Source organism: Stenotrophomonas sp. 62841_Sma, from assembly GCF_056482945.1.
Map to the genome: position 1 here is coordinate 2,043,097 of NZ_CM151224.1, position 18,094 is coordinate 2,061,190.

Annotated in this window: 20 protein-coding genes; 8 read left to right on the forward strand and 12 right to left on the reverse strand. The window is 66.7% G+C overall.

The window, feature by feature from the left end:
- The first annotated feature begins 101 nt into the window (after positions 1–101).
- Positions 102–398: a hypothetical protein gene (locus ACZK5G_RS09585; protein ID WP_049398559.1), complete on the forward strand. Its 297-nt coding sequence runs from the start codon at positions 102–104 to the stop codon at positions 396–398.
- Between the two features lie 80 nt (positions 399–478).
- On the opposite strand, the gene ACZK5G_RS09590 is transcribed toward ACZK5G_RS09585, so the two are convergent.
- Complete coding sequence (locus ACZK5G_RS09590; protein ID WP_121503106.1) at positions 479–1,555, reverse strand: MBL fold metallo-hydrolase; 1,077 nt, start codon at positions 1,553–1,555, stop codon at positions 479–481.
- A 104-nt stretch (positions 1,556–1,659) separates the two neighbouring features.
- On the opposite strand from ACZK5G_RS09590, the gene ACZK5G_RS09595 reads away from it, so the two are divergent.
- The gene (locus tag ACZK5G_RS09595; RefSeq protein WP_478466169.1) at positions 1,660–2,271 is read left to right on the forward strand and encodes a TetR/AcrR family transcriptional regulator; all 612 of its coding nucleotides are present in this window, start codon (positions 1,660–1,662) and stop codon (positions 2,269–2,271) included.
- Here ACZK5G_RS09595 and ACZK5G_RS09600 read toward each other — a convergent pair.
- Positions 2,268–4,214, reverse strand: a complete 1,947-nt coding sequence (locus ACZK5G_RS09600; RefSeq protein ID WP_478466171.1) for an EAL domain-containing protein — start codon at positions 4,212–4,214, stop codon at positions 2,268–2,270. The genes ACZK5G_RS09595 and ACZK5G_RS09600 overlap by 4 nt on opposite strands.
- Positions 4,215–4,277: 63 nt before the next feature.
- Complete coding sequence (locus ACZK5G_RS09605) at positions 4,278–5,204, reverse strand: LysR substrate-binding domain-containing protein (RefSeq protein ID WP_478466173.1); 927 nt, start codon at positions 5,202–5,204, stop codon at positions 4,278–4,280.
- A gap of 96 nt (positions 5,205–5,300) precedes the next feature.
- Here ACZK5G_RS09605 and ACZK5G_RS09610 point away from each other — a divergent pair, with 96 nt between their 5' ends.
- Complete coding sequence (locus ACZK5G_RS09610; RefSeq protein WP_478466175.1) at positions 5,301–6,812, forward strand: MFS transporter; 1,512 nt, start codon at positions 5,301–5,303, stop codon at positions 6,810–6,812.
- Here the strand turns inward: ACZK5G_RS09610 and ACZK5G_RS09615 are convergent.
- The 3 genes from ACZK5G_RS09615 to ACZK5G_RS09625 are packed head-to-tail and all read right to left on the reverse strand — an operon-like array spanning position 6,806 to position 8,959.
- Complete coding sequence (locus ACZK5G_RS09615; RefSeq protein ID WP_478466176.1) at positions 6,806–7,522, reverse strand: SDR family NAD(P)-dependent oxidoreductase; 717 nt, start codon at positions 7,520–7,522, stop codon at positions 6,806–6,808. The genes ACZK5G_RS09610 and ACZK5G_RS09615 overlap by 7 nt on opposite strands.
- A 28-nt stretch (positions 7,523–7,550) precedes the next feature.
- Positions 7,551–8,279: a GNAT family N-acetyltransferase gene (locus tag ACZK5G_RS09620; RefSeq protein WP_478466178.1), complete on the reverse strand. Its 729-nt coding sequence runs from the start codon at positions 8,277–8,279 to the stop codon at positions 7,551–7,553.
- A gap of 14 nt (positions 8,280–8,293) precedes the next feature.
- Entirely contained in the window at positions 8,294–8,959 is a 666-nt protein-coding gene (locus tag ACZK5G_RS09625; RefSeq protein ID WP_032129739.1) for an ArsR/SmtB family transcription factor, read from the reverse strand.
- A 55-nt stretch (positions 8,960–9,014) separates the two neighbouring features.
- Here ACZK5G_RS09625 and ACZK5G_RS09630 point away from each other — a divergent pair, with 55 nt between their 5' ends.
- Positions 9,015–9,518 (forward strand): DUF2938 domain-containing protein, encoded by a 504-nt coding sequence (locus tag ACZK5G_RS09630; RefSeq protein ID WP_478466181.1) that lies wholly within the window; start codon positions 9,015–9,017, stop codon positions 9,516–9,518.
- A gap of 41 nt (positions 9,519–9,559) precedes the next feature.
- Positions 9,560–10,363 (forward strand): APH(3')-II family aminoglycoside O-phosphotransferase, encoded by an 804-nt coding sequence (locus ACZK5G_RS09635; protein ID WP_478466182.1) that lies wholly within the window; start codon positions 9,560–9,562, stop codon positions 10,361–10,363.
- On the opposite strand, the gene ACZK5G_RS09640 is transcribed toward ACZK5G_RS09635, so the two are convergent.
- Positions 10,336–10,761, reverse strand: a complete 426-nt coding sequence (locus tag ACZK5G_RS09640) for a DoxX family protein (protein WP_478466183.1) — start codon at positions 10,759–10,761, stop codon at positions 10,336–10,338. The genes ACZK5G_RS09635 and ACZK5G_RS09640 overlap by 28 nt on opposite strands.
- 143 nt (positions 10,762–10,904) lie before the next feature.
- On the opposite strand from ACZK5G_RS09640, the gene ACZK5G_RS09645 reads away from it, so the two are divergent.
- The 3 genes from ACZK5G_RS09645 to ACZK5G_RS09655 all read left to right on the forward strand — a co-directional run bounded on the left by ACZK5G_RS09645 (position 10,905) and on the right by ACZK5G_RS09655 (position 13,630).
- Positions 10,905–11,495, forward strand: a complete 591-nt coding sequence (locus tag ACZK5G_RS09645; protein WP_478466185.1) for a TetR/AcrR family transcriptional regulator — start codon at positions 10,905–10,907, stop codon at positions 11,493–11,495.
- Positions 11,492–12,526: a DUF418 domain-containing protein gene (locus ACZK5G_RS09650; RefSeq protein ID WP_478466186.1), complete on the forward strand. Its 1,035-nt coding sequence runs from the start codon at positions 11,492–11,494 to the stop codon at positions 12,524–12,526. Before ACZK5G_RS09645 ends, ACZK5G_RS09650 begins: the two co-directional genes overlap by 4 nt.
- Positions 12,527–12,625: 99 nt before the next feature.
- The gene (locus ACZK5G_RS09655) at positions 12,626–13,630 is read left to right on the forward strand and encodes a phosphotransferase (protein WP_478466188.1); all 1,005 of its coding nucleotides are present in this window, start codon (positions 12,626–12,628) and stop codon (positions 13,628–13,630) included.
- Positions 13,631–13,771: 141 nt separating this feature from the next.
- On the opposite strand, the gene ACZK5G_RS09660 is transcribed toward ACZK5G_RS09655, so the two are convergent.
- From ACZK5G_RS09660 to ACZK5G_RS09680, 5 genes are read right to left on the reverse strand one after another with little or no spacing between them, the layout of a single operon-like run.
- A complete protein-coding gene (locus tag ACZK5G_RS09660) occupies positions 13,772–14,659 on the reverse strand; it encodes a DMT family transporter (RefSeq protein WP_478466510.1) in 888 nt (295 codons plus the stop codon).
- A 32-nt stretch (positions 14,660–14,691) separates the two neighbouring features.
- A complete protein-coding gene (gene murB, locus ACZK5G_RS09665; RefSeq protein ID WP_478466190.1) occupies positions 14,692–15,753 on the reverse strand; it encodes a UDP-N-acetylmuramate dehydrogenase in 1,062 nt (353 codons plus the stop codon).
- Positions 15,754–15,761: 8 nt separating this feature from the next.
- Entirely contained in the window at positions 15,762–16,817 is a 1,056-nt protein-coding gene (locus tag ACZK5G_RS09670; RefSeq protein ID WP_032127499.1) for a quinone-dependent dihydroorotate dehydrogenase, read from the reverse strand.
- 8 nt (positions 16,818–16,825) lie between these two features.
- Positions 16,826–17,596 (reverse strand): class I SAM-dependent methyltransferase, encoded by a 771-nt coding sequence (locus tag ACZK5G_RS09675; RefSeq protein ID WP_478466192.1) that lies wholly within the window; start codon positions 17,594–17,596, stop codon positions 16,826–16,828.
- A gap of 5 nt (positions 17,597–17,601) precedes the next feature.
- Entirely contained in the window at positions 17,602–17,886 is a 285-nt protein-coding gene (locus ACZK5G_RS09680; RefSeq protein ID WP_010484694.1) for a DUF4190 domain-containing protein, read from the reverse strand.
- Positions 17,887–18,094 lie beyond the last annotated feature (208 nt).

The following is an 18,094-nucleotide window of genomic DNA, read 5'->3' on the forward strand; positions in this document are numbered from 1 at the left end:
GGCGCTGCCATCGCGGGAGCGCTGACGGATGTGGCTCTGGACGGCTGCCGGCTTGCCCCTATCCTGACTGGCAGCGACCACCGATCTGAAATGGATTGATGATGGAATTCAGTTTCACGCTGATGTACCGAGTGCCTGATACCGGAAAAGATCTCAGTGCATTTGAGCGAGGTCTTGCAGAGGTGGGGTGCGACGATGCGCTGCTGGGCAGTGGTTCGCCGGGCGTGTTGGCGTTGCGATTCCAGCGAGAAGGCACAGCCGCAGACGATGTCGCGCGTGCCGCATGCGTGCAGGTTCAGAGTGCGCTACCGGAAGCCGAATTGATAACCGTGCATGTCGATGTCAGCAATGCTGCCGGCGTCTCCAATTTCGGTGCCTCCAAAGCTGAGCTTGTTTGACGTCCACGGCGCATTTCTCGGAAGCAGCCGAGCATGGCTCGGCTCTACATGGCTTCCGGCAGGTCAAGCGGCATCCCCCATTACAGCTCCACCGTCTCCCACCAGCGCGTACCCGCCTGCGGCGCCTGCATGTCCAGTGCTTCGCCCATCATCGGCGTGGCCACCGGCACGTTCTTTGCGCCAGCCAATGCAGTGATGCGCTCGAACGGTTGCTGCCAGGCGTGCAGCGCCAGATCGAAGGTGCCGTTGTGGATCGGCAGCAGCCACTTGCCGCGCAGGTCCAGGTGCGCCTGCAGGGTCTGCTCGGGCTGCATGTGCACGAAGGCCCAGCGCGGGTCGTAGGCACCGGTTTCGATCATGGTCAGGTCGAACGGGCCGTACTTCTCACCGATGGCCTTGAAGCCGTCGAAGTAGCCGGTGTCGCCGCTGAAGAAGATGCGGAAGTCGCCGTCCTGGATCACCCATGACGCCCACAGGCTGCGATCGCTGTCGCCCAGCCCGCGGCCGGAGAAATGCTGGCCCGGGGTGGCGATCAGGCGCAGGCCGCTGGCCTCGGTCGATTGCCACCAGTCCAGCTGTTCGACCTTGCTGGCGTCCACGCCCCACGCAATCAGCTGGTCGCCCACACCCAGCGGTGCGATGAAGCGCGCGGTCTTGCCGGCCAGCTGCATCACTGCGGCATGGTCCAGGTGGTCGTAATGGTTGTGCGAGAGGATCACGCCGGCGATCGGCGGCAGTTCGTCGATGCTGATCGGCGGTGCGTGGAAGCGCGCCGGGCCCAGCCACTGTACCGGCGAAGCGCGCTCGGAGAACACCGGATCGGTCAGCCAGTACTGGCCGCGCAGCTTCAGCAGGATCGTGGAATGCCCGAGCCGGAACAGGCTGCGATCAGGCGCGGCGTCCAGGGTTGCACGGTCCAGCGGCAGCACCGGAATGGGGTGGGCGGGCACGGTGCCCTTGGGCTTGTTGAACAGGAACGTCCACCAGATCTCCGCGCCATCGCGCAGGCCCATCGCCGGACGCGGCAGGGCATTGCGGAACTTGCCGTCGCGGTACTGCGGCGAATCGGGGAAGTCGGGGAGGGACCAGGACTTGCAGAAGGTGTAGGCGGTCACGGCGAGGATTCCAAGCAAAAGGACAAGGAGCAGGCGCTTCATGGGTGACGTCCGCTGGGTACACTGCACAGTGTAGTTTCGTGTTTTTCAAAAGTACACTGCCGGGTGTAAAATGGTGGCGTCCGTTCAGCTATCCGGTTTCCGCCATGTCCCGTGCCCCGCAACGCCTGACCGACCGCAAACGCGAAGCCATCGTGCGTGCGGCGGTGGAGGAGTTCCGTGCATCGGGCTACGAGGCGACCAGCATGGACCGCATCGCCGAGGTGGCGGGGGTCTCCAAGCGCACCGTCTACAACCACTTCCCGAGCAAGGAAGCGTTGTTCTCGATGATCCTGGAGGAGCTGTGGGAGCGCAGCGTGGCCAGCGACACACTGCCGTACCGCGCCGATCAGCCGCTGCAGGCGCAGCTGATGCAGCTGCTGGGGCAGAAGCTGGAACTGCTCAGCGATGCCAACTTCATCGACCTGGCACGGGTGGCGATGGCCGAGATCATCCATTCGCCGGAACGTGCGCAGGCCATCGTCTGCCGCATGGGCGAGAAGGAAAGCGGTGAGAGTGCGTGGATCCGTGCGGCAATCGCCGATGGCCGGCTGCGCCAGGTCGATCCGGAGTTCGCCGGCCACCAGCTGCACGGCTTGGTGAAGAGCTTTGCATTCTGGCCGCAGGTGACGATGGGGCAGGCGCCGTTGAACGAACAGGAGCGCGCACGCGTGGCCGAATCGGCGGTGGCGATGTTCCTGGGTTACTACGCGGTCTAGCTGGCGGCGAAGCGGCGGAACTCGTCGGCCGGCAGCGCCGCCGAGTACAGATAGCCCTGGCCGACATCCACGCCCAGTGCGCGCAGTTGCTGTTCCTGTGCCAGGGTTTCGGTACCCTCGGCCACCACGATCGCGCCGCAGCGGTGCGCGACTTCGACGATGAAACGCACGATCGACTGCGACTTGGCGTCGGACAGGGTGGCAATCAACGCCTGCTCTATCTTGACCTCGGCAATGGCCAGCTGCGAGAGCAGGATCAGGGTTGAATAGCCGGCACCGAAATCATCCAGTGACAGCGTGACCTCCGCCGCCAGCAGCTGTGCGATGTTGGCATCGACCACGTCGCGCTCGACGATCTCGGTCCATTCGACGATCTCCAGGCGCAGCATCACGCCGGGCACATCGTGCAGTGCCAGCAATTCCTGCAGGCGCAGGCCGAAGTCGGGCAGGCGCAGTGACTCGGCCGAAACGTTCACGGCGATCTTCAGCTGCGAGCCATCGCGTCGGCACTGCTGCAGGAAGTGGATGGCCGATTGCAGCGTGGCCCATTCCAGTTCAGCCAACCGCCCCTGCCGGCGCAGCAGCGAGATCACCCGCATCGGCGCGATCAGCCGGCCCTCGCCGTCGCGCATGCGCAGCAGTGCTTCGGCGCCGACCAGCTGGCGATCCTGCAGGCGATGCTTGGGCTGGTAGCACAAGGGGGCATCTCCCTGCTGCAACCAGCGTTCGAGGGCGACTTCGATCAGGGCGTCGATCTCGCTGTCGCGCTGGATCGGATCGTCGAAGAACACAACGCCGGATTCGATCGCACTCAGCGCCACGGTGATCGCGCGGAACGGAAGATGTCCTTCGTCGGCATCGGCGGGGGGCTTCAATTCGACCACCGCACAGCGGAACAGCGGCCGGAAGCCGGGCCAATCGCGGCCGACCCGATCGGCCAGGTTGCTGGCCAGCTCGGTGATCTGCGGCTGCGTGCGCAGTTCGAACAAGGTCAGGTCGCGCACCAGGATCGCCAGCGCGGCATCGCCGAACTGGTAGATCTCCAGCTGCCCGGCTGGCAGCGAGGGCAGCAGCCGATGCACCTCGTCGGTGCTGTCGCGCTGCCACAGGCCGTTGTCCTGCAGCGGCCCGTAGCGCAGGCGCAGATCGCGCAGGTTGCCCATCTCGGCCACGATCAGGCAGGCCTTGCCGATGCCGTCGTTGTCGCGCCAGTAATGTTGCAGGCGTTCGCCAAGTGCACGCATGTTGGGCAGGCCACTGATCGGATCGATGCGCAGCCAGGCCTGTTCGCGCTGACGCTGTGCATCGATCTGCGCATCGTTGTAGACCAGCGCGAACACCGCGCCGAGCATCAGCAGCGATAGTGGCAGTGCCAGCAGCCGCTGGATTGCCAACTCCTCCACGGGCAGCTGATTGGCGCCGATGATTGCGACGCCCAGTGCCAGGCCCAACGCAGTGACGGCGATACGCACGCTCCAGGCCTGCAGGATCACGCGCAGCGAGAGCTCATTGAGCATGCGCGGGTGCAGGCGCCTGCGCAGCCAGACGCCGGCCAGCATCTGCAGCGTGGCCTCGAGGCCGGCCGGCAGGAAATACTGGGTGCCGGCAAACTGGTAGTGCGCCAGCAGGCTGGCGGCCAGGCAGGTCAGGCCGCCGCGCCAACCGCCCAGCAGGCCACTGACCAGCAGGATGTCGAAGCCGAGGTGCAGCTTGACCACTCCCTGGGTGTAACGGGCCACGAACCAGGAATTGAACAGGTAGATCAGGCCCAGCGCCACGCCGACATACAGGCGACGGCCTTCAATGGCGTGCCCGGCGCGGCGGGTGGCGATCAGCAGCACGCCGATCATGCCGATCACCGCCGTGGCCTGCAGCAGGTACAGCGGCAGGCTGGGCAGGGCGCTGTCCAGGACCTGGGCCGAGACCCGTGAAAGCGCATCCATAGCAGGTTCCCGCCTGTGACCGACGGCCAGTGACGAGCAGCGTAGTCGCAGCAGGGCGCAGGTTCAATTGCACTGGCTGGGTTCGGGCAGGAGGTGGTCGGCCATGAAATCGACAAACGCGCGTACACGCGGCTGCTGATGGCGATGGCTTGGCCAGAGGGCCCAGAAGGTGCTGCGCTCGGTGCTCCATGGGTCCAGGACGCTGACGAGTTCACCGCGGTCCAGCGCATCACGCGTGGCGAAGTCGGGCAGGCACGCAATGCCATGGCCATCAATGGCCATGTGCAGGATCGTCTCAAGATGATTGGCGGTCATTGCGGCAGTCAGCCGTGGCTCAGTGCCTCCCTCATGCGTGGGCAGCGGCCAACGTTCGATCAGGCCGGTGCCGGGAAAGCGATGGAGGAGGCATGCGTGGCCGCTCAGATCATCCGGGTGCTGTGGCGTGCCGCGCTTGGCGAAGTACGCAGGGGCGCCCACGCAGAGCAGGCGGGCACTGCCGAGGTTGCGGCCGTGCAGCCTGGAGTCGGCGGGGTTGCCCGTGCGGACAACGGCGTCGAAGCCCTCCTCGATGACATCGACAAGACGGTCGCTGAAGTGCAGGTCGAGTTCGATGGCGGGAAAGCGATGCGCAAAGGCCGATAGCACCGGCAGCATCAGTCCGCTGGCGAGTGGAAGACCGACCTTCAGACGACCGCTGGGCGCGGCCTGGGCGTCGGTCAGCTCGCGCTCCGCTGCGGCGACCTCGGTCATGATGCGACGGCAGCGTTCAAGGAACTGCTCGCCTTCGGCAGTCAGGCTGACGCTGCGGGTATTGCGATTCAGCAGGCGGGCACCCAGGCGCTCTTCCAGCCGGGCGATGGTCTTGCTTGCCGCCGAAGGGGTGATGCCACGCTGTCGTGCTGCGGCCGCGAAGCTGCGTGCCTCGGCGACCAGAACGAAGAGGCTGAGACCGGCAAAGCTGTCCATGACGTGGCCATTGATGACGTTCATGTCATTAAAGCACGGACACAACGATGGATTCTTAGGCGATAGCGTCGTCGATAGCATCAATGGGGTGGCGCCTGGCCACGCTGGAGCTTCATCGACATGTCTGTTGCCTCTGCTGAGACGGCCGGATCATCACGCTTTGGAGTGGTGCTGGCGGGCTGCCTGACGGCGCTCACCATTCCCTTGAGCATTGCCAGCCCCGCCGTTGGCATTCCCGCCATCCGGGACGCGCTGGGCGGTTCGCCTGCGGCGTTGTCCTGGATCATCAACGCTTATCTGTTGACCTACGGCTGCACCACGCTGGTGGCCGGTGGGCTGGCCGATCTGCATGGCAGGCGCCGGATCTGGCTTCTGGGCGGCGCGTCGTTTGCGCTCGTCACAGGCCTGATCCCCTTGATGCCCGGTGTGGCGTGGATCAATGCACTGCGACTGCTTCAGGGGATGGCGGCGTCGGCTGCGTTTGCCGGTGCGATGGCGTCGCTGGCGCAGGTGTTCGACGGCCAGGCGCGGGCAAGGGTGTTCAGCCTGATCGGCACTACCTTTGGTGCAGGAGCCGCAGGCGGTCCGCTGCTGGCAGGCGGATTGATCGATGCGCTGGGCTGGGAATGGGTGTTCTTCCTGCCTGCGTTGCTGGCCGCCCTGACCGTACCGTTGGTCGCCCTGTCATCCGTCGAATCGAAGAGCACCGGTTCGCCACGCCTGGATTGGCTGGGCGCCGTCACCTTCATGCTGGCGCTGGGGTCACTCACCTACGCCATGATCGTGCTGCCGGAACGCGGCCTGTTGCATCCGCAGACGCTGGTACTGCTGGCGCTCTCGATGGTGTTGCTGGCTGCGTTCATTGCCGTCGAGCGCTCCCATCGAACACCGCTGCTGGATCTCGGGCTGTTCCGCAACCGGCGCTTTGTCGGCGTGCAGATTCTCGCCGCTGCCCCCGCGTTCTCGTACGTCGTTCTTCTGGTGGTGCTGCCGGCGGGGTTCATCGGTGTTGAAGGGCTGCGGCCCACCGAGGCTGGACTGGCGATGGCAGCACTGTCTGCGCCATTGCTGGTTGTGCCCCTGGTTGCCGGTTACCTGCTGCGCTGGATTCCGGCGCGGACGCTGTGCTGTGCGGGCCTGTTGATCGGCGCGCTTGGGCTGGCATGGCTGGCCCAGGTGTTCCAGCTACCTTCGGTGCGCTGGATGCCGATGCTGGTCATCGGGATCGGCATCGGTCTGCCTTGGGGGATCATGGATGGCCTGGCGGTCAGCGTGGTTGGCAAAGAGCAGGCAGGCATGGCCGCGGGCATCTTCAACGCAATGCGACTGGCAGGTGACTCCATTGCCCTCGCGCTTGTCGGCATCATGCTCTCAGCCCGGATTGGCGGGAATATGGTGCTTGAGGCCAGCGTCGTGGCCCGTGCCGCCGTGCACCGGCTGTCCATGGGCGACCTTGGCGGAGCGGTGGAGGCATTGCCCGGCGTTTCGAGAACGGCGCTGGCCCAGGCATACATGGAGTCCGTCCGTGGCCAGCTGTTTGTCCTGGCGATGGCGACCGTGCTGACCGCCATCGTGCTCGGGTACCTGTTGCGCGAAGAGGTCGAGCCTGGCCTGTGCAGGCGCGGTCAGTAGCGCGGGTCGGCGATGGCCGGCAGCACCAGTTCGCGCACGAAGCCGGACGGTGACAGTTGCAGCAACGCGCGCACCACCGCAACGACGTCGTGCACCGGCACCAGCTCGCCGTCGCCGCGCGCTGCGGCCTCCGCCACCGGCACCGACAGTGCATCGTCGGTGTTGAGGTAGCCCAGCTGCAGGCTGGTCACCGCCAGGCGGCGATCGCGGAAGCCCTCGCGCAGTGCATCGGCGATGCCGTTGAGCGCGAACTTGGATGCGCCGAACGCCACTTCCGGGCGGCCGCTGCGTGGCAGTGCCGAGGTCGAGCCGGTCAGCACCAGCTGCGGGCGTGGTGCGCCCAGCACCCGCGGCAGCAGGCGCTGCAGCAGCACCAGGGTCGCGGTGATGTTGACGTCGACCAGTTGGGTGAGCGCGGCATCGGTTTCGTCGAGGAAGGCGTACTCGTCGCTGAAGGCGGTCTGTTCCCAGATGCCCAGGTTGTGGATCAGCACATCCAGATCGGCAGGTGCCTGTGCTGCGATGTGGTCGGCAGCCACGGTCGGCTGGGACAGATCGGCTTCGATCCAGTGCAGGGTGACGCCCTCGGGGCATTCAATATCGCGCGGTCGGTTGCGTGAAACGCCGATGACGGTGTCGCCTGCACTGCACAGGCCTTCCACGAACGCCCGACCGAGGCCCCTGCTGGCGCCAATGACCATCAATTTCATGTTGCTTCCTTGTTGTACTGCGGCGGCCTCAGTCGACCGCCAGAACGGTGTCCCAATCGGCGAACGCACGCAGGCCGCTGCGTTCGGCGGTAATGATCGAGGCGGTGTTGTCGAGCTGGCAACGGTACTGCGGCTGCAGCCCGGCCGCCCGCGCGGACACGGCCATGGCGCGTACCAGCTGGCGCGCGTGCCCGCGACCGCGGGCTTCGGGAAGGGTCAGCACGCCCATGTCGGCCAGGGCCGGATCCAGGCTCCACGGGTACATGCTTCCCGCGGTAACCAGCCGTTCGCCATCGAAGGCGCCGAACACCTGCCAGTGGTCCAGCTCGACCCAGGCGGCATCCAGATCCTCCTCGATCGCGCTGGCCTGGAACCCGTCGAACGCGGCTGCGTCGGCCGGGCCAAGACGGCGGATATGTGGCGGTGCAGGGCGCTCGGCCAGGGCCGCAAGTTCTGCGGCGGGGAAGTAGAAGACGCGATCCGCGCCATGCGTGCGCTGGCCGAGCTGCTGCAGGCGCAGTTGCAGCTGCGGGAGCGTCCAGTGCGGCTGCGCGTGCAGTTGCAGGCGAGCGGCCAGGGCCGGGCGCAGCAGTGCGCGCGCGGGGCCCGCGACCAGCTGCAGCAGCATGCCATCCTCGCCCTCATCGAAATCATCGCTGCACGCCAACTGCAGCAGTGGATCATCCTGCAGCATGCGCTGCCCGGAGAACACGCTGCGCCAGGTCGCATCGATCAACGGGGCAAACACATCATCCATGACCGGTGTCTCGCTCAGTGCCGGGGCAGGTCCACCTGCAGGCCGGCGGCCTTCCATTCGGGGTAACCGGCGGCGAGCCGCTGCGCGGTCAGTCCGGCCTCGCGCAGCATCGCCACCGCATCGTTGGACAGCACGCAGTAGGGACCGCGGCAGTACGCGACAATGTGGACGGCACGCGGCAGTTCGTCCATCCGTGCACGCAGTTCCGTAACGGGAATGTTCAGCGCGCCGGGCAAGTGGCCCAGATCGAATTCCTCACGCGGCCGCACATCCAGCAGCACCACGCTGCTGCGTTGTTCCAGCAACTGCTCGACAGTCAGGCCTTCCAGAGCATCGCGGCGCTGCAGGCTGTCGTGGATCACGCCGTGCATCTCGCTGCGCTGGTGGTCGGCATAGTCGCGCAGCGCGGCCAGCAGGTTGCCCAGCGGACCCTCACCACTGCGGTAGAGGATGCGCTTGCCATCGCGTCGGGTCTGAACCAGGCCGGCACGGCGCAGCTGCTGCAGATGCTGGGAGGTATTGGCCACAGACAACCCGGTCAGTTCGGCCAGGCGCTCCACTGCGCGTTCGCCCTGGGCGATGTGCTCCAGCAGGGCCAGGCGATGGGCATGGCCGAGCGTGCGGGCGATTTCGGCCAAGGCTTCCAGCGGTGAGAGCGGTGGCTCTGTTGCAGCGTTCATGCGGCGCACGCTAGCATCGCTCTATCATTCAAGCAAATAATTGAAGGTGCGCGATATGGCTGGCCTGGCGACATTCTTGATGGATTCGGTGGTAGTCGGCGTGGGAGCGACCGCAGTGATGGACCTGTGGGCGCTGGTGCAGCGGCGGCTGCTCGGCATTCCCTCGCTGGATTTCGCGATGGTAGGCCGCTGGCTGGGGCATCTGCCGCGCGGGCGCTTCCGCCACGATGGCATCGGCCGCTCGGCGGTGGTCAGTGGCGAGCGCGCGCTGGGTTGGACCGCGCATTACATGATCGGTGTGATCTTCGCCGCGTTGCTGCTGGCCGTGGTGGGGAACGGTTGGGTGCAGGCGCCGACACTGTGGCCGGCGCTGGCCTTCGGCATCCTCAGCGTCGCCGCACCGTTCCTCATCCTGCAGCCGGGCATGGGCGCGGGCATTGCCGCTTCAAAGACCCCGGCGCCGGGCAAGGCGCGCCTGCGCAGCCTGGTGGCGCACAGTGTGTTCGGCCTGGGCATGTACCTTTCCGCGTTGTTGTTGGCTGCGGTCCATGCAGGATGAGCGAGAATCCGTGGGGTCACCGGCAACAGGAACACCTCGGCATGGAAGCACCCGAATCCATCACTGATGACATGCCGCTGCCGTGGGCGTGGCAGGACGCATTGGCCGATGCGCGCATCGAGCGGCAATCGATCGGTGTGTCGCGTGCGGATGTTGCCCGCGTGCATCGGCCGGGCCAGGCCGATGCTTTCCTGAAGTCGGAAGTGATCGACGCCTTCAGTGAGCTGGGCGATGAGATCGCACGCCTGCGTTGGCTGCAGGCACAGGGACAACCGGTGCCAACGGTGATTGCCACTGCCGAAGAGGCGGGCCGGCGCTGGTTGCTGATGAGCGCGCTGCCTGGCCGCGACCTGGCCTCGTCGCCCGAGCTCGCGCCGCAGCAGCTGGTGGAACTGCTGGCCGACGCGCTACGCGGGCTGCATGCGTTGCCGGTGGCAGCCTGTCCGTTCGACCAGCGACTGGCGTCGCGCGTGCAGGTTGCGCAGGCCCGCATTGAAGCGGGCCTGGTGGATGCCGATGATTTCGATGACGAACGCCTGGGCCAGAGTCCGCAGCAGGTCTTCGCCGAACTGTGCAGCACCCGGCCCGACCATGAAGACCTGGTGGTCAGCCATGGCGATGCGTGCCTGCCGAATCTGATGGTGGCCGAGGGCCGCTTCAGTGGTTTCATCGACTGTGGCCGGCTGGGTGTGGCCGACCGCTACCAGGATCTGGCGCTGGCCGCGCGCAGCCTGGTCCACAACTTCGGCGACACGCGTTGGGTCGCGCCGTTGTTCCAACGCTACGGCGCGGTGGCCGACGAGCGCCGGCTGGCGTTCTACCGGTTGCTCGACGAGTTCTTCTGAGCCCGCGCACGGCTGGCGATGGCCGCGCAGATCAGGCCACCGACCACGCTCAGGTGTTCCAGCGCGAAGAACAGGGCCAGCTGCTGTTCGGCGCCGTGCTTGTTCCAGAAGGTATGCACGATGACGATGGTCAGCAGCATGAACACCGCCAGCGCGCCGCTGCCCAGCCAGAGCAGGCGATCAAGCAGCAGGCACAGTGCGCCGCCCAGCAGCACCACGGCGCTGGCGATGTTGAACAGCACAGACGGTTGCAATCCGGCCGCCTGCATTTCGGCCACGCTGTTGTCCCACGCCAGCAGCTTGGCCAGGCCCGAGGACAGGAACACCACGGCCAGCAACAGCCGCGCGAGGAGCCACAGCACGCGGCTGTCGAGCAGGGTGGTGATCATCCGTGGCATGCAGGAACTCCGGCTTGAGCGTGGGACAGGCCGCGCAGCATCGGGCCTCAACCGCAGTTGAGGTCAAGGCTGGCTGAACGGAGCCCGGCCTTTGCTGGATTGCCAGCTTCTAATTGGACGAACGTTCGTTCACTATTTGCGCCATGAACCGAGCCGACCGCAACGAGCAACGCATCGCGCAGATCCTGCAGGCCGCCCTGCAGTGCTTCCTCGTGAAGGGATTCCACCAGACCAGCATGCGTGACATCGCGCAGGCGGCCGGCGTCAGCCTGGGCAATCTCTACAACCACTTCCCGGGCAAGGAAGCGATCATCCTTGCGGTGGCGGTGGCCGAGAGCGAAGAACTGGCACCGTTGCTGCAGCGACTGGCCGCGTCCGATGGCGAACGCACACAGGTGATGGCCTTCCTGCAGGACTTCCATGCGCTGTGCCGGCAGCCGGAATGGGCAACACTTGCGGTGGAGGTGCTGGCCGAGAGCGCACGCAATCCGGCCGTGGCCGAGGCCTTCGCGGCCAATCGCAGGCAATTGCAGGCGACGCTGGCCGAAGCCCTGCGGCAGATGGCACAGCGCGAACGTCGGCGTCCCGTACTGGCGCCGGCACTGCAGGCGCAGGTGCTGCTGGATGCCATCGAAAGCGATGCGCTGCGTCGGGGGCTGGGCGAAGCCGAGGGCACCGATGAAGCATCGCTGGATCTTGGCCTGCTCGCGCTGCTGCTGGGGGCGCGTGCATGAGCGCCGTGGACCGGCGGCTGCACGGCCTGGACCTGGCCCGTTACCTGGCACTGGCCGGCATGGTGCTGGTGAATTTCCGTCTGGCGATGGCCGTGCCGGCAGAGGGTGAGGGTTGGCTGGCAGGGTTCTTCCATCTGCTGGAAGGCAAGGCTTCGGCGACGTTCGTTACGCTGGCTGGCTTGGGCCTGGTGTTGGCCACGCAGCGGCAAGGGTGGTGGCCGGCCAGCGTGCAGACCTGGAGGCGCGCGCTGTTCCTGATGGTGCTGGGCCTGCTCAACCTGACCCTGTTCCCGGCCGATATCCTGCACTACTACGCGGTGTATTTCGCGTTGGCAGTGCTGTGGCTGCGTGCCTCGCCGCGGGTGTTGCTGGCCAGCATCGTGGGCCTGGCGGCCTGTTCGTTCTGGGCGTTGCTGCATTGGGATTACAGCCAGGGATGGAACTGGCAGACGCTGGAATACGCCGGTCTGTGGCAATGGCCGGGCGCGGCCCGCAACCTGCTGTTCAATGGCTTCCACCCGTTGATGCCGTGGCTGTGCTTCTTCCTGCTGGGCATGCTGCTGGCGCGCCTTCAGTTGTCGCAGCCGCGGGTGCAGCATGCGTTGCTGGTGCTGGGGCTGTTGCTGATCGCGGCTGGACATGGCGTGCAGCAGCTCGCACAGGGAACGCTCTGGCAGGCGTGGCTGGGAACGCAGCCGATGCCGCCGGGACCCGCCTACGTGCTTACCGGTGCGGGCGCGGCCTGCAGTGTCATCGCCGCCTGCCTGTGGCTGACGCGCGTGCGACCGGGCGACTGGCTGGAGCCGTTCACCGCGGCCGGGCGCATGACCCTGACCCTGTATGTGGGTCACATCCTGCTGGGCATGGGCACGCTGGAAAGCCTGGGCCTGCTTGATGGCAGTGCCTCGCTCGCGTCGGTGCTGTTGTGGGCGCTGCTGTTCCTGATGCTGGCGACCGCTGCGGCGTGGCTGTGGTCATGGCAGTTCGCGCGCGGTCCACTGGAGGCGGTGATGCGCCGTATTGCAGGCTAGTTCTTTGGTCGTGCCGAGGCGATGTTGTGACGGACATGTCTGTGTCGTGGCGAGCGCATCTGCGATAGTGGCGGCAGGTAACACTTTCCGCTTGCATCCATGTCATTCGCTTCGGCGCAGCATCTCGGCGAAGTCCTGCAACAATCCTATGGCATCACCCCGACCGCCGTGGTGCCACGCCCGGTGGGCGCCGACGCCAATGCCAGCGTGTATCGCGTCGATGCGCGGCACGGGCAGTGGTGGTTGAAATGCCGCACCTACCAGGTCGACCCATCGGTGTGGGACAGCCTGCACTGGATGCGCGGCACGTTGGGTATCGATGAGATCGTCGCGCCGTGGCCGGCACTGACCGGTGGTGCGTCGGTGCAACGTTGGGGATTGCAGTTCACCCTGTTCCCTTATGTGGAAGGCCAGTCCGGGTTCGAGGCAGCGTTGAGCCGCACCCAGTGGAAACGGCTGGGTGAGGTGCTGCGGCGCCTGCACGGTGCGCAGCTGCCGGCGGAACTGCAGCAGGCGCTGCCGATCGTGCGGCTGGAAACCGCGGCGCTGGAGACCGTCGGGCAGTGGTTGGCCGGCGAGGGCCTGGCGGCCGCGAAGGACGGGCTGGGCCGCGCATTCGTTTCGGTATGGGACCAGCAGCATGCGCGCATCGCGGCGCTGCATGCGCAGGCACAGGAACTGCTCGCGGCCTTGCAGGACGTGCCGGTAGACCTGCATCTGTGCCACACCGATCTGCATGCCGGCAACCTGCTGATGGGCAATGACGGTGGGCTGCACCTGATCGATTGGGATGGCCTGTCGCTGGCACCGCGCGAGCGCGACCTGATGTTCATCGGTGCGGCGGTTGGCGGGCGCTGGGGGCGCGAGAATCCGCTGGGCTTCGAGGACGGCTACGGCAGCGACCGCGGCGATCCGCGCTGGATCGCCTGGTACCGGCACTGGCGCATCCTGCAGGATCTGATCGAGTTCCAGCAGGTGCTGCTGGGCAGCGATGGTGAGGAGCGTTCGCCGCAACTGCGCCGGCAGTCGCTGCATTACCTGGGCGAGCAGTTCGCGCCGGGCAATGTGTTCGATGCGGCGGAGCGGGTGTATCGCGCGTTGTAAATGCACGTCACCTGCCATGGGTGAACCGTCGCGCTTCGCGCGATGAGTCGAGCATGGCTCGACTCTACAGTTACGCTCGGCAGCTCTTTGTGCCGCCATCGTTGATCGGGCGGACAGGAATCATCCGCGCATGGCGCGGATCTACTCGGCGGGCTTGGCTGCCGCCGAGGCCGCTGCGCTTGCGGCGCGGCGCGACAGCACGGCCTCGCGATGGGCGATGTAGGCGTTGGCGGCGAGGATGATGCCGGCACCGATGATCGTCCAGCGGTCCACCGTTTCGTTGAACAGCAGCCAGCCGCACAACGTGACCAGCGGCAGCTGCAGGAAGCTGATCGGGGTCAGTGCCGAGACTTCACCCAGGCGCAGCGCACGCGTCCACAGCAGCTGGCCGATGGTGCCGAGCACGCCGGTGGCCAGCAGCCACAGCCACGCCACGCCGGTCGGCCAGACCCAGACGAACACTGCCGGGATCAGCGACAGCGGCACCCAGAACACGTAGGTATAAAGCACCACGGTGTCGGCGCTGTCGATGCGGGTCAGCTGCTTGATCTGGATCGCCACCAGCGAACTCAGCACGGCGGCGGCCACCGCGACCAGACTGCCAGCGGTGAATCCGGCGGTGCCGGGACGCACGATCACCAGTACACCGATGAAGCCGACGACGACGGCGGCCCAGCGGCGCACGCGCACGGTCTCGCCCAGCCACAGCACGGCGGCGATGGTGACGAACAGGGGCGTGGAGTAGGAGAGCGACACCGCCTGCGCCAGTGGCAGGTGGCCCAGTGCCCAGAATGCGCACAGCATCGAACCCAGGCCGATCGCACTGCGCACGAAGTAGCGCGGCAGCTGTTGGGTCTTCAGCGGCGCGTGGCCTGGCCGCAGCAGCATCGGCAGCAACGCCAGCAGGCCGAAGGCGTTGCGGAAGAACGCCACTTCCTGGGTGGGCACGTAGCGCGTGGCATAGCGGATCGCCACGGCCATCAGGCCGAAGGCCATCGTGCTGCCGAGCATCAGCAGCGCCGCCCGCATCGGGGTGGCGCTGGGGGAGAGGGCGGGGGTGTTCACCACTGTGCGCCGAGCAGGCGGGGCTCCGGTTCGATTGGCACGCCGAACTTCTCCAGCACGGAAGCAGAGATGCGTCGCGCCAGCGCCAGCAGTTCAGCGCCGGTGGCGTTGCCGTGGTTGACCAGCACCAGTGCGTGGCTCGGCGCCACGCCAGCATCGCCTTCGCGGAAGCCCTTCCAGCCGCAGGACTCGATCATCCATGCCGCCGAGACCTTGCGCTTGCCGTCCTGGTCGGACGGGAACACCGGCAGCTCGGGGAAGTGCTGCAGCAGTACGTCGACCTGTTCCAGCGGCAGCACCGGGTTCTTGAAGAAGCTGCCGGCGTTGCCCAGTACATCCGGGTCGGGCAGCTTGCGGCGGCGGATCGCGATCACCGCATTGGCCACGTCCACCGCACTGGGCAATTCCACACCCTGTGCCTGCAGTTCCTCGCGGATGCCGGCGTAGTCCATGCGCAGGTCATGCAGCAGTGGCAGCTTCAGTTCGATGGCGGTGATCAGGTAGCGGTCCATCTGCTGCTTGAACACGCTGTCGCGGTAGGCGAAGCCACACTGTTCGTTGTCCAGCCGCACCCAGGCCTGCTCCTGGCAGTCCCAGGCTTCGACGGCCTGGATGAACTCGCCGACCTGCGCGCCGTAGGCGCCGATGTTCTGGATCGGCGCGGCACCGGCGGTGCCGGGAATCAGGGCGAGGTTTTCCAGGCCGGACAGGCCTTCCTGCAGCGACCACATCACCAGGCCGTGCCACGGCACACCGGCACCGGCGCGGATCACGGCATGGTCGGCGCGATGCTCGAGGAAGCTGATGTCACGGTTGCCGAACACCAGCACGGTGCCCGGCAGATCCTCGGCGATCAGCACGTTGCTGCCGGCACCCAGTACCAGCAGCGGGCCGTTGGCCACCTCGGGCAGTGCCAGCACTTCCGGCAGCAGCGCGGCATCGTGCAGTTCCAGCAGCTGAGCGGCGCTGGCCTGCACATGGAAGGTGTTCAGCGCCTGCAGCGGCGCATTGCGGGTGAGCGTCCAGCGCAGCGGGGCGTTGCCGTCGATGGTGTCCATGGGCGCGCTCACAGCGGCGCCACCGCGCCGCGGCTCGGCGCTTCGCGGCGGCGACGGATCGCCTCCACGCATTCGGAGACGAGGGCCGGGCCGCGGAAGATCAGGCCGCTGTAGCACTGCACCAGGGCCGCACCAGCAGCCATCTTGGCCACGGCGTCGGCACCGGACAGGATGCCGCCGACCCCGATCAGTGGCACCGACTCGGGCAGGCGCGAACGCAGGCGGCGCAGTACCAGAGTGGACTGCTCCAGCACCGGCGCACCGGACAGGCCACCGGCCTCGTTGGCCAGCGGGTCGCCGGCTACCTTGCTGTGGTCGATGGTGGTGTTGGTGGCGATCACGCCGTCCACCTGCAGTTCGCCCAGCACGCGGGCAGCGGCATCGATGTCGCGCTCGCTGAGGTCGGGCGCCACCTTGACCAGCATCGGCACGCGGCGACCGTGGCGGGCCGCGAGATCTTCCTGGCGGTCGCGCAACTGGCTGACCAGCTGGCGCAGCGCGGTTTCTTCCTGCAGTTCACGCAGGCCGGCGGTGTTGGGCGAGGAGATGTTGACGGTGATGTAGTCGGCCAGCGGGTACACCTTGTCCAGGCAGGCGATGTAATCGTCCACGGCCTGTTCGTTCGGGGTGTCCTTGTTCTTGCCGATGTTGATGCCGAGCAGGCCGCGGCGGTTGCGCGCGCGCTCGACGTTGCGCACCAGCGCGTCCACGCCCGCATTGTTGAAGCCCATGCGGTTGATGATCGCGTTGTGTTCCGGCAGGCGGAACAGGCGCGGCTGCGGATTGCCGGCCTGCGGGCGCGGGGTGATGGTGCCGATTTCGACGAAGCCGAAACCCAGCGCGAACAGCGCATCAATGTGCTCGCCATTCTTGTCCAGGCCGGCGGCCAGGCCGACCGGATTGGGGAAGGTCAACCCGAACACCGTGCTGGGCATCGGCGCGATGCGTGCGGCCAGCAGCGGCGTGGTGCCGGTGCGGTAGGCCAGGTCCAGTGCGGACAGGCCAAGGCCGTGGGCGCGCTCGGCGTCGAGCGAGAACAGGAAGGGGCGGGCAAGCGAATACATGCGTCGGTTCAGTCCAGCGTGCCGAGGAAGGCTCGGGTTCGATATTCAAAAGCAACCTGGCCGTCGACCGCGTGGGTGGCGAACAGGTCCTGCAAAGCGTCGATCATCGGCGCGTGGCGCGGATGACCGGCTTGCGGGGCATAGGAGGAGGACAGCAGGCGCCCGCGCAGGGCATCGAAGTCCAGATGCTGTACGTTTGGCAGCTCGACCATGCCGCGCAGGCCGGGGCCGAACCAGGCCTGCATGGTGGCATCGTCCTGGTAGCGCTCGGCCACGGCGGAGTAGTCGGTGCCGTAATCCAGCAGCAGCTGTTCGTAGCCGACCAGGAACGGACTGGCATCGAGCAGGCGCGAATTCCAGTAGATCAATGCCAGGCCACCCGGGCGCAGGATGCGCTGCCACTCGGCGCGCACCGCCACGGTGTCGAACCAGTGGAAGGCCTGCGCGACACTGACCAGATCGATGCTGGCGTCGTCCAGTGTGGTGGCCTCGGCGCGGCCGTCGACCGCGCGGAACTGCGGGTACTGCGGTGCCAGCCACTGTTCTGCGGCGGCGCGCATGGCGGCGTTGGGTTCAACAGCGACTACCGGATGGCCGCTGGCCAGGAACTGGCGGCTGGAAATACCGGTCCCGGCGCCGATGTCGGCGACCAGCGCCTCGCGGCTGACGCCCATCGGGCCGTGCAGCCATTCCAGCAGCGCGGGTGGATAATCGGGCCGGTAGCGGACGTAATCGGCGACGCGGCTGCTGAAGCGTTCAGTGCTGTCGGAGGCGGTCATGGCAGTCAGTTCGACATCGCGGCGAGCCAGGCCAGGCCGCCGAAGAACAGGATGAAGACCAGGATGGCGGCGATCACCGCGCCGACCATCACCCAGCCCAGTACCAGACCGGTGACGGCCAGGCCATCGCCTTCCAGTTCATGCGGGCGGCGGCGGATCTCGGCGCGGGCCATGTGGCCGGTGATGATGGCCACGATGCTGGCCACGAAGGGCAGGACGGTCCAGCTGGCGATGCCCATGACCAGGCTGACCACGGCCAGGGCGCTTGTCTGTCGGGGTGCCACGCTCATCGGGGTCCTCCTTGGCAGTGTGCACATGATAGTGCCTCTGCCCGGGCAATCCCATGCCCGGCGGATGCGATGGTGGGCGTCGACCTTGGTCGACGAAAGGCATTCCAGCTGTGGTAGACGTCGACCTTGGTCGACGAAAGGCATGCCAGCCGTGGTAGGCGTCGACCTTGGTCGACGAAAGGCATGCCAACCAAGGTTGGCAACTACC

Coding starts and splice junctions, on each gene's coding strand:
- ACZK5G_RS09605 (WP_478466173.1), bottom strand. CDS start 5,204: ATGAACGTCATCAATGGCCACGTCATGGACAGCTTTGCCGGTCTCAGC.
- ACZK5G_RS09635 (WP_478466182.1), top strand. CDS start 9,560: ATGGAAGCACCCGAATCCATCACTGATGACATGCCGCTGCCGTGGGCG.
- ACZK5G_RS09630 (WP_478466181.1), top strand. CDS start 9,015: ATGGCTGGCCTGGCGACATTCTTGATGGATTCGGTGGTAGTCGGCGTG.
- ACZK5G_RS09650 (WP_478466186.1), top strand. CDS start 11,492: ATGAGCGCCGTGGACCGGCGGCTGCACGGCCTGGACCTGGCCCGTTAC.
- ACZK5G_RS09680 (WP_010484694.1), bottom strand. CDS start 17,886: ATGAGCGTGGCACCCCGACAGACAAGCGCCCTGGCCGTGGTCAGCCTG.
- ACZK5G_RS09620 (WP_478466178.1), bottom strand. CDS start 8,279: ATGGATGATGTGTTTGCCCCGTTGATCGATGCGACCTGGCGCAGCGTG.
- ACZK5G_RS09670 (WP_032127499.1), bottom strand. CDS start 16,817: ATGTATTCGCTTGCCCGCCCCTTCCTGTTCTCGCTCGACGCCGAGCGC.
- ACZK5G_RS09585 (WP_049398559.1), top strand. CDS start 102: ATGGAATTCAGTTTCACGCTGATGTACCGAGTGCCTGATACCGGAAAA.
- ACZK5G_RS09600 (WP_478466171.1), bottom strand. CDS start 4,214: ATGGATGCGCTTTCACGGGTCTCGGCCCAGGTCCTGGACAGCGCCCTG.
- ACZK5G_RS09675 (WP_478466192.1), bottom strand. CDS start 17,596: ATGACCGCCTCCGACAGCACTGAACGCTTCAGCAGCCGCGTCGCCGAT.
- ACZK5G_RS09610 (WP_478466175.1), top strand. CDS start 5,301: ATGTCTGTTGCCTCTGCTGAGACGGCCGGATCATCACGCTTTGGAGTG.
- ACZK5G_RS09625 (WP_032129739.1), bottom strand. CDS start 8,959: ATGAACGCTGCAACAGAGCCACCGCTCTCACCGCTGGAAGCCTTGGCC.
- ACZK5G_RS09590 (WP_121503106.1), bottom strand. CDS start 1,555: ATGAAGCGCCTGCTCCTTGTCCTTTTGCTTGGAATCCTCGCCGTGACC.
- ACZK5G_RS09660 (WP_478466510.1), bottom strand. CDS start 14,659: ATGCGGGCGGCGCTGCTGATGCTCGGCAGCACGATGGCCTTCGGCCTG.
- ACZK5G_RS09640 (WP_478466183.1), bottom strand. CDS start 10,761: ATGCCACGGATGATCACCACCCTGCTCGACAGCCGCGTGCTGTGGCTC.
- ACZK5G_RS09655 (WP_478466188.1), top strand. CDS start 12,626: ATGTCATTCGCTTCGGCGCAGCATCTCGGCGAAGTCCTGCAACAATCC.
- murB (WP_478466190.1), bottom strand. CDS start 15,753: ATGGACACCATCGACGGCAACGCCCCGCTGCGCTGGACGCTCACCCGC.
- ACZK5G_RS09615 (WP_478466176.1), bottom strand. CDS start 7,522: ATGAAATTGATGGTCATTGGCGCCAGCAGGGGCCTCGGTCGGGCGTTC.
- ACZK5G_RS09595 (WP_478466169.1), top strand. CDS start 1,660: ATGTCCCGTGCCCCGCAACGCCTGACCGACCGCAAACGCGAAGCCATC.
- ACZK5G_RS09645 (WP_478466185.1), top strand. CDS start 10,905: ATGAACCGAGCCGACCGCAACGAGCAACGCATCGCGCAGATCCTGCAG.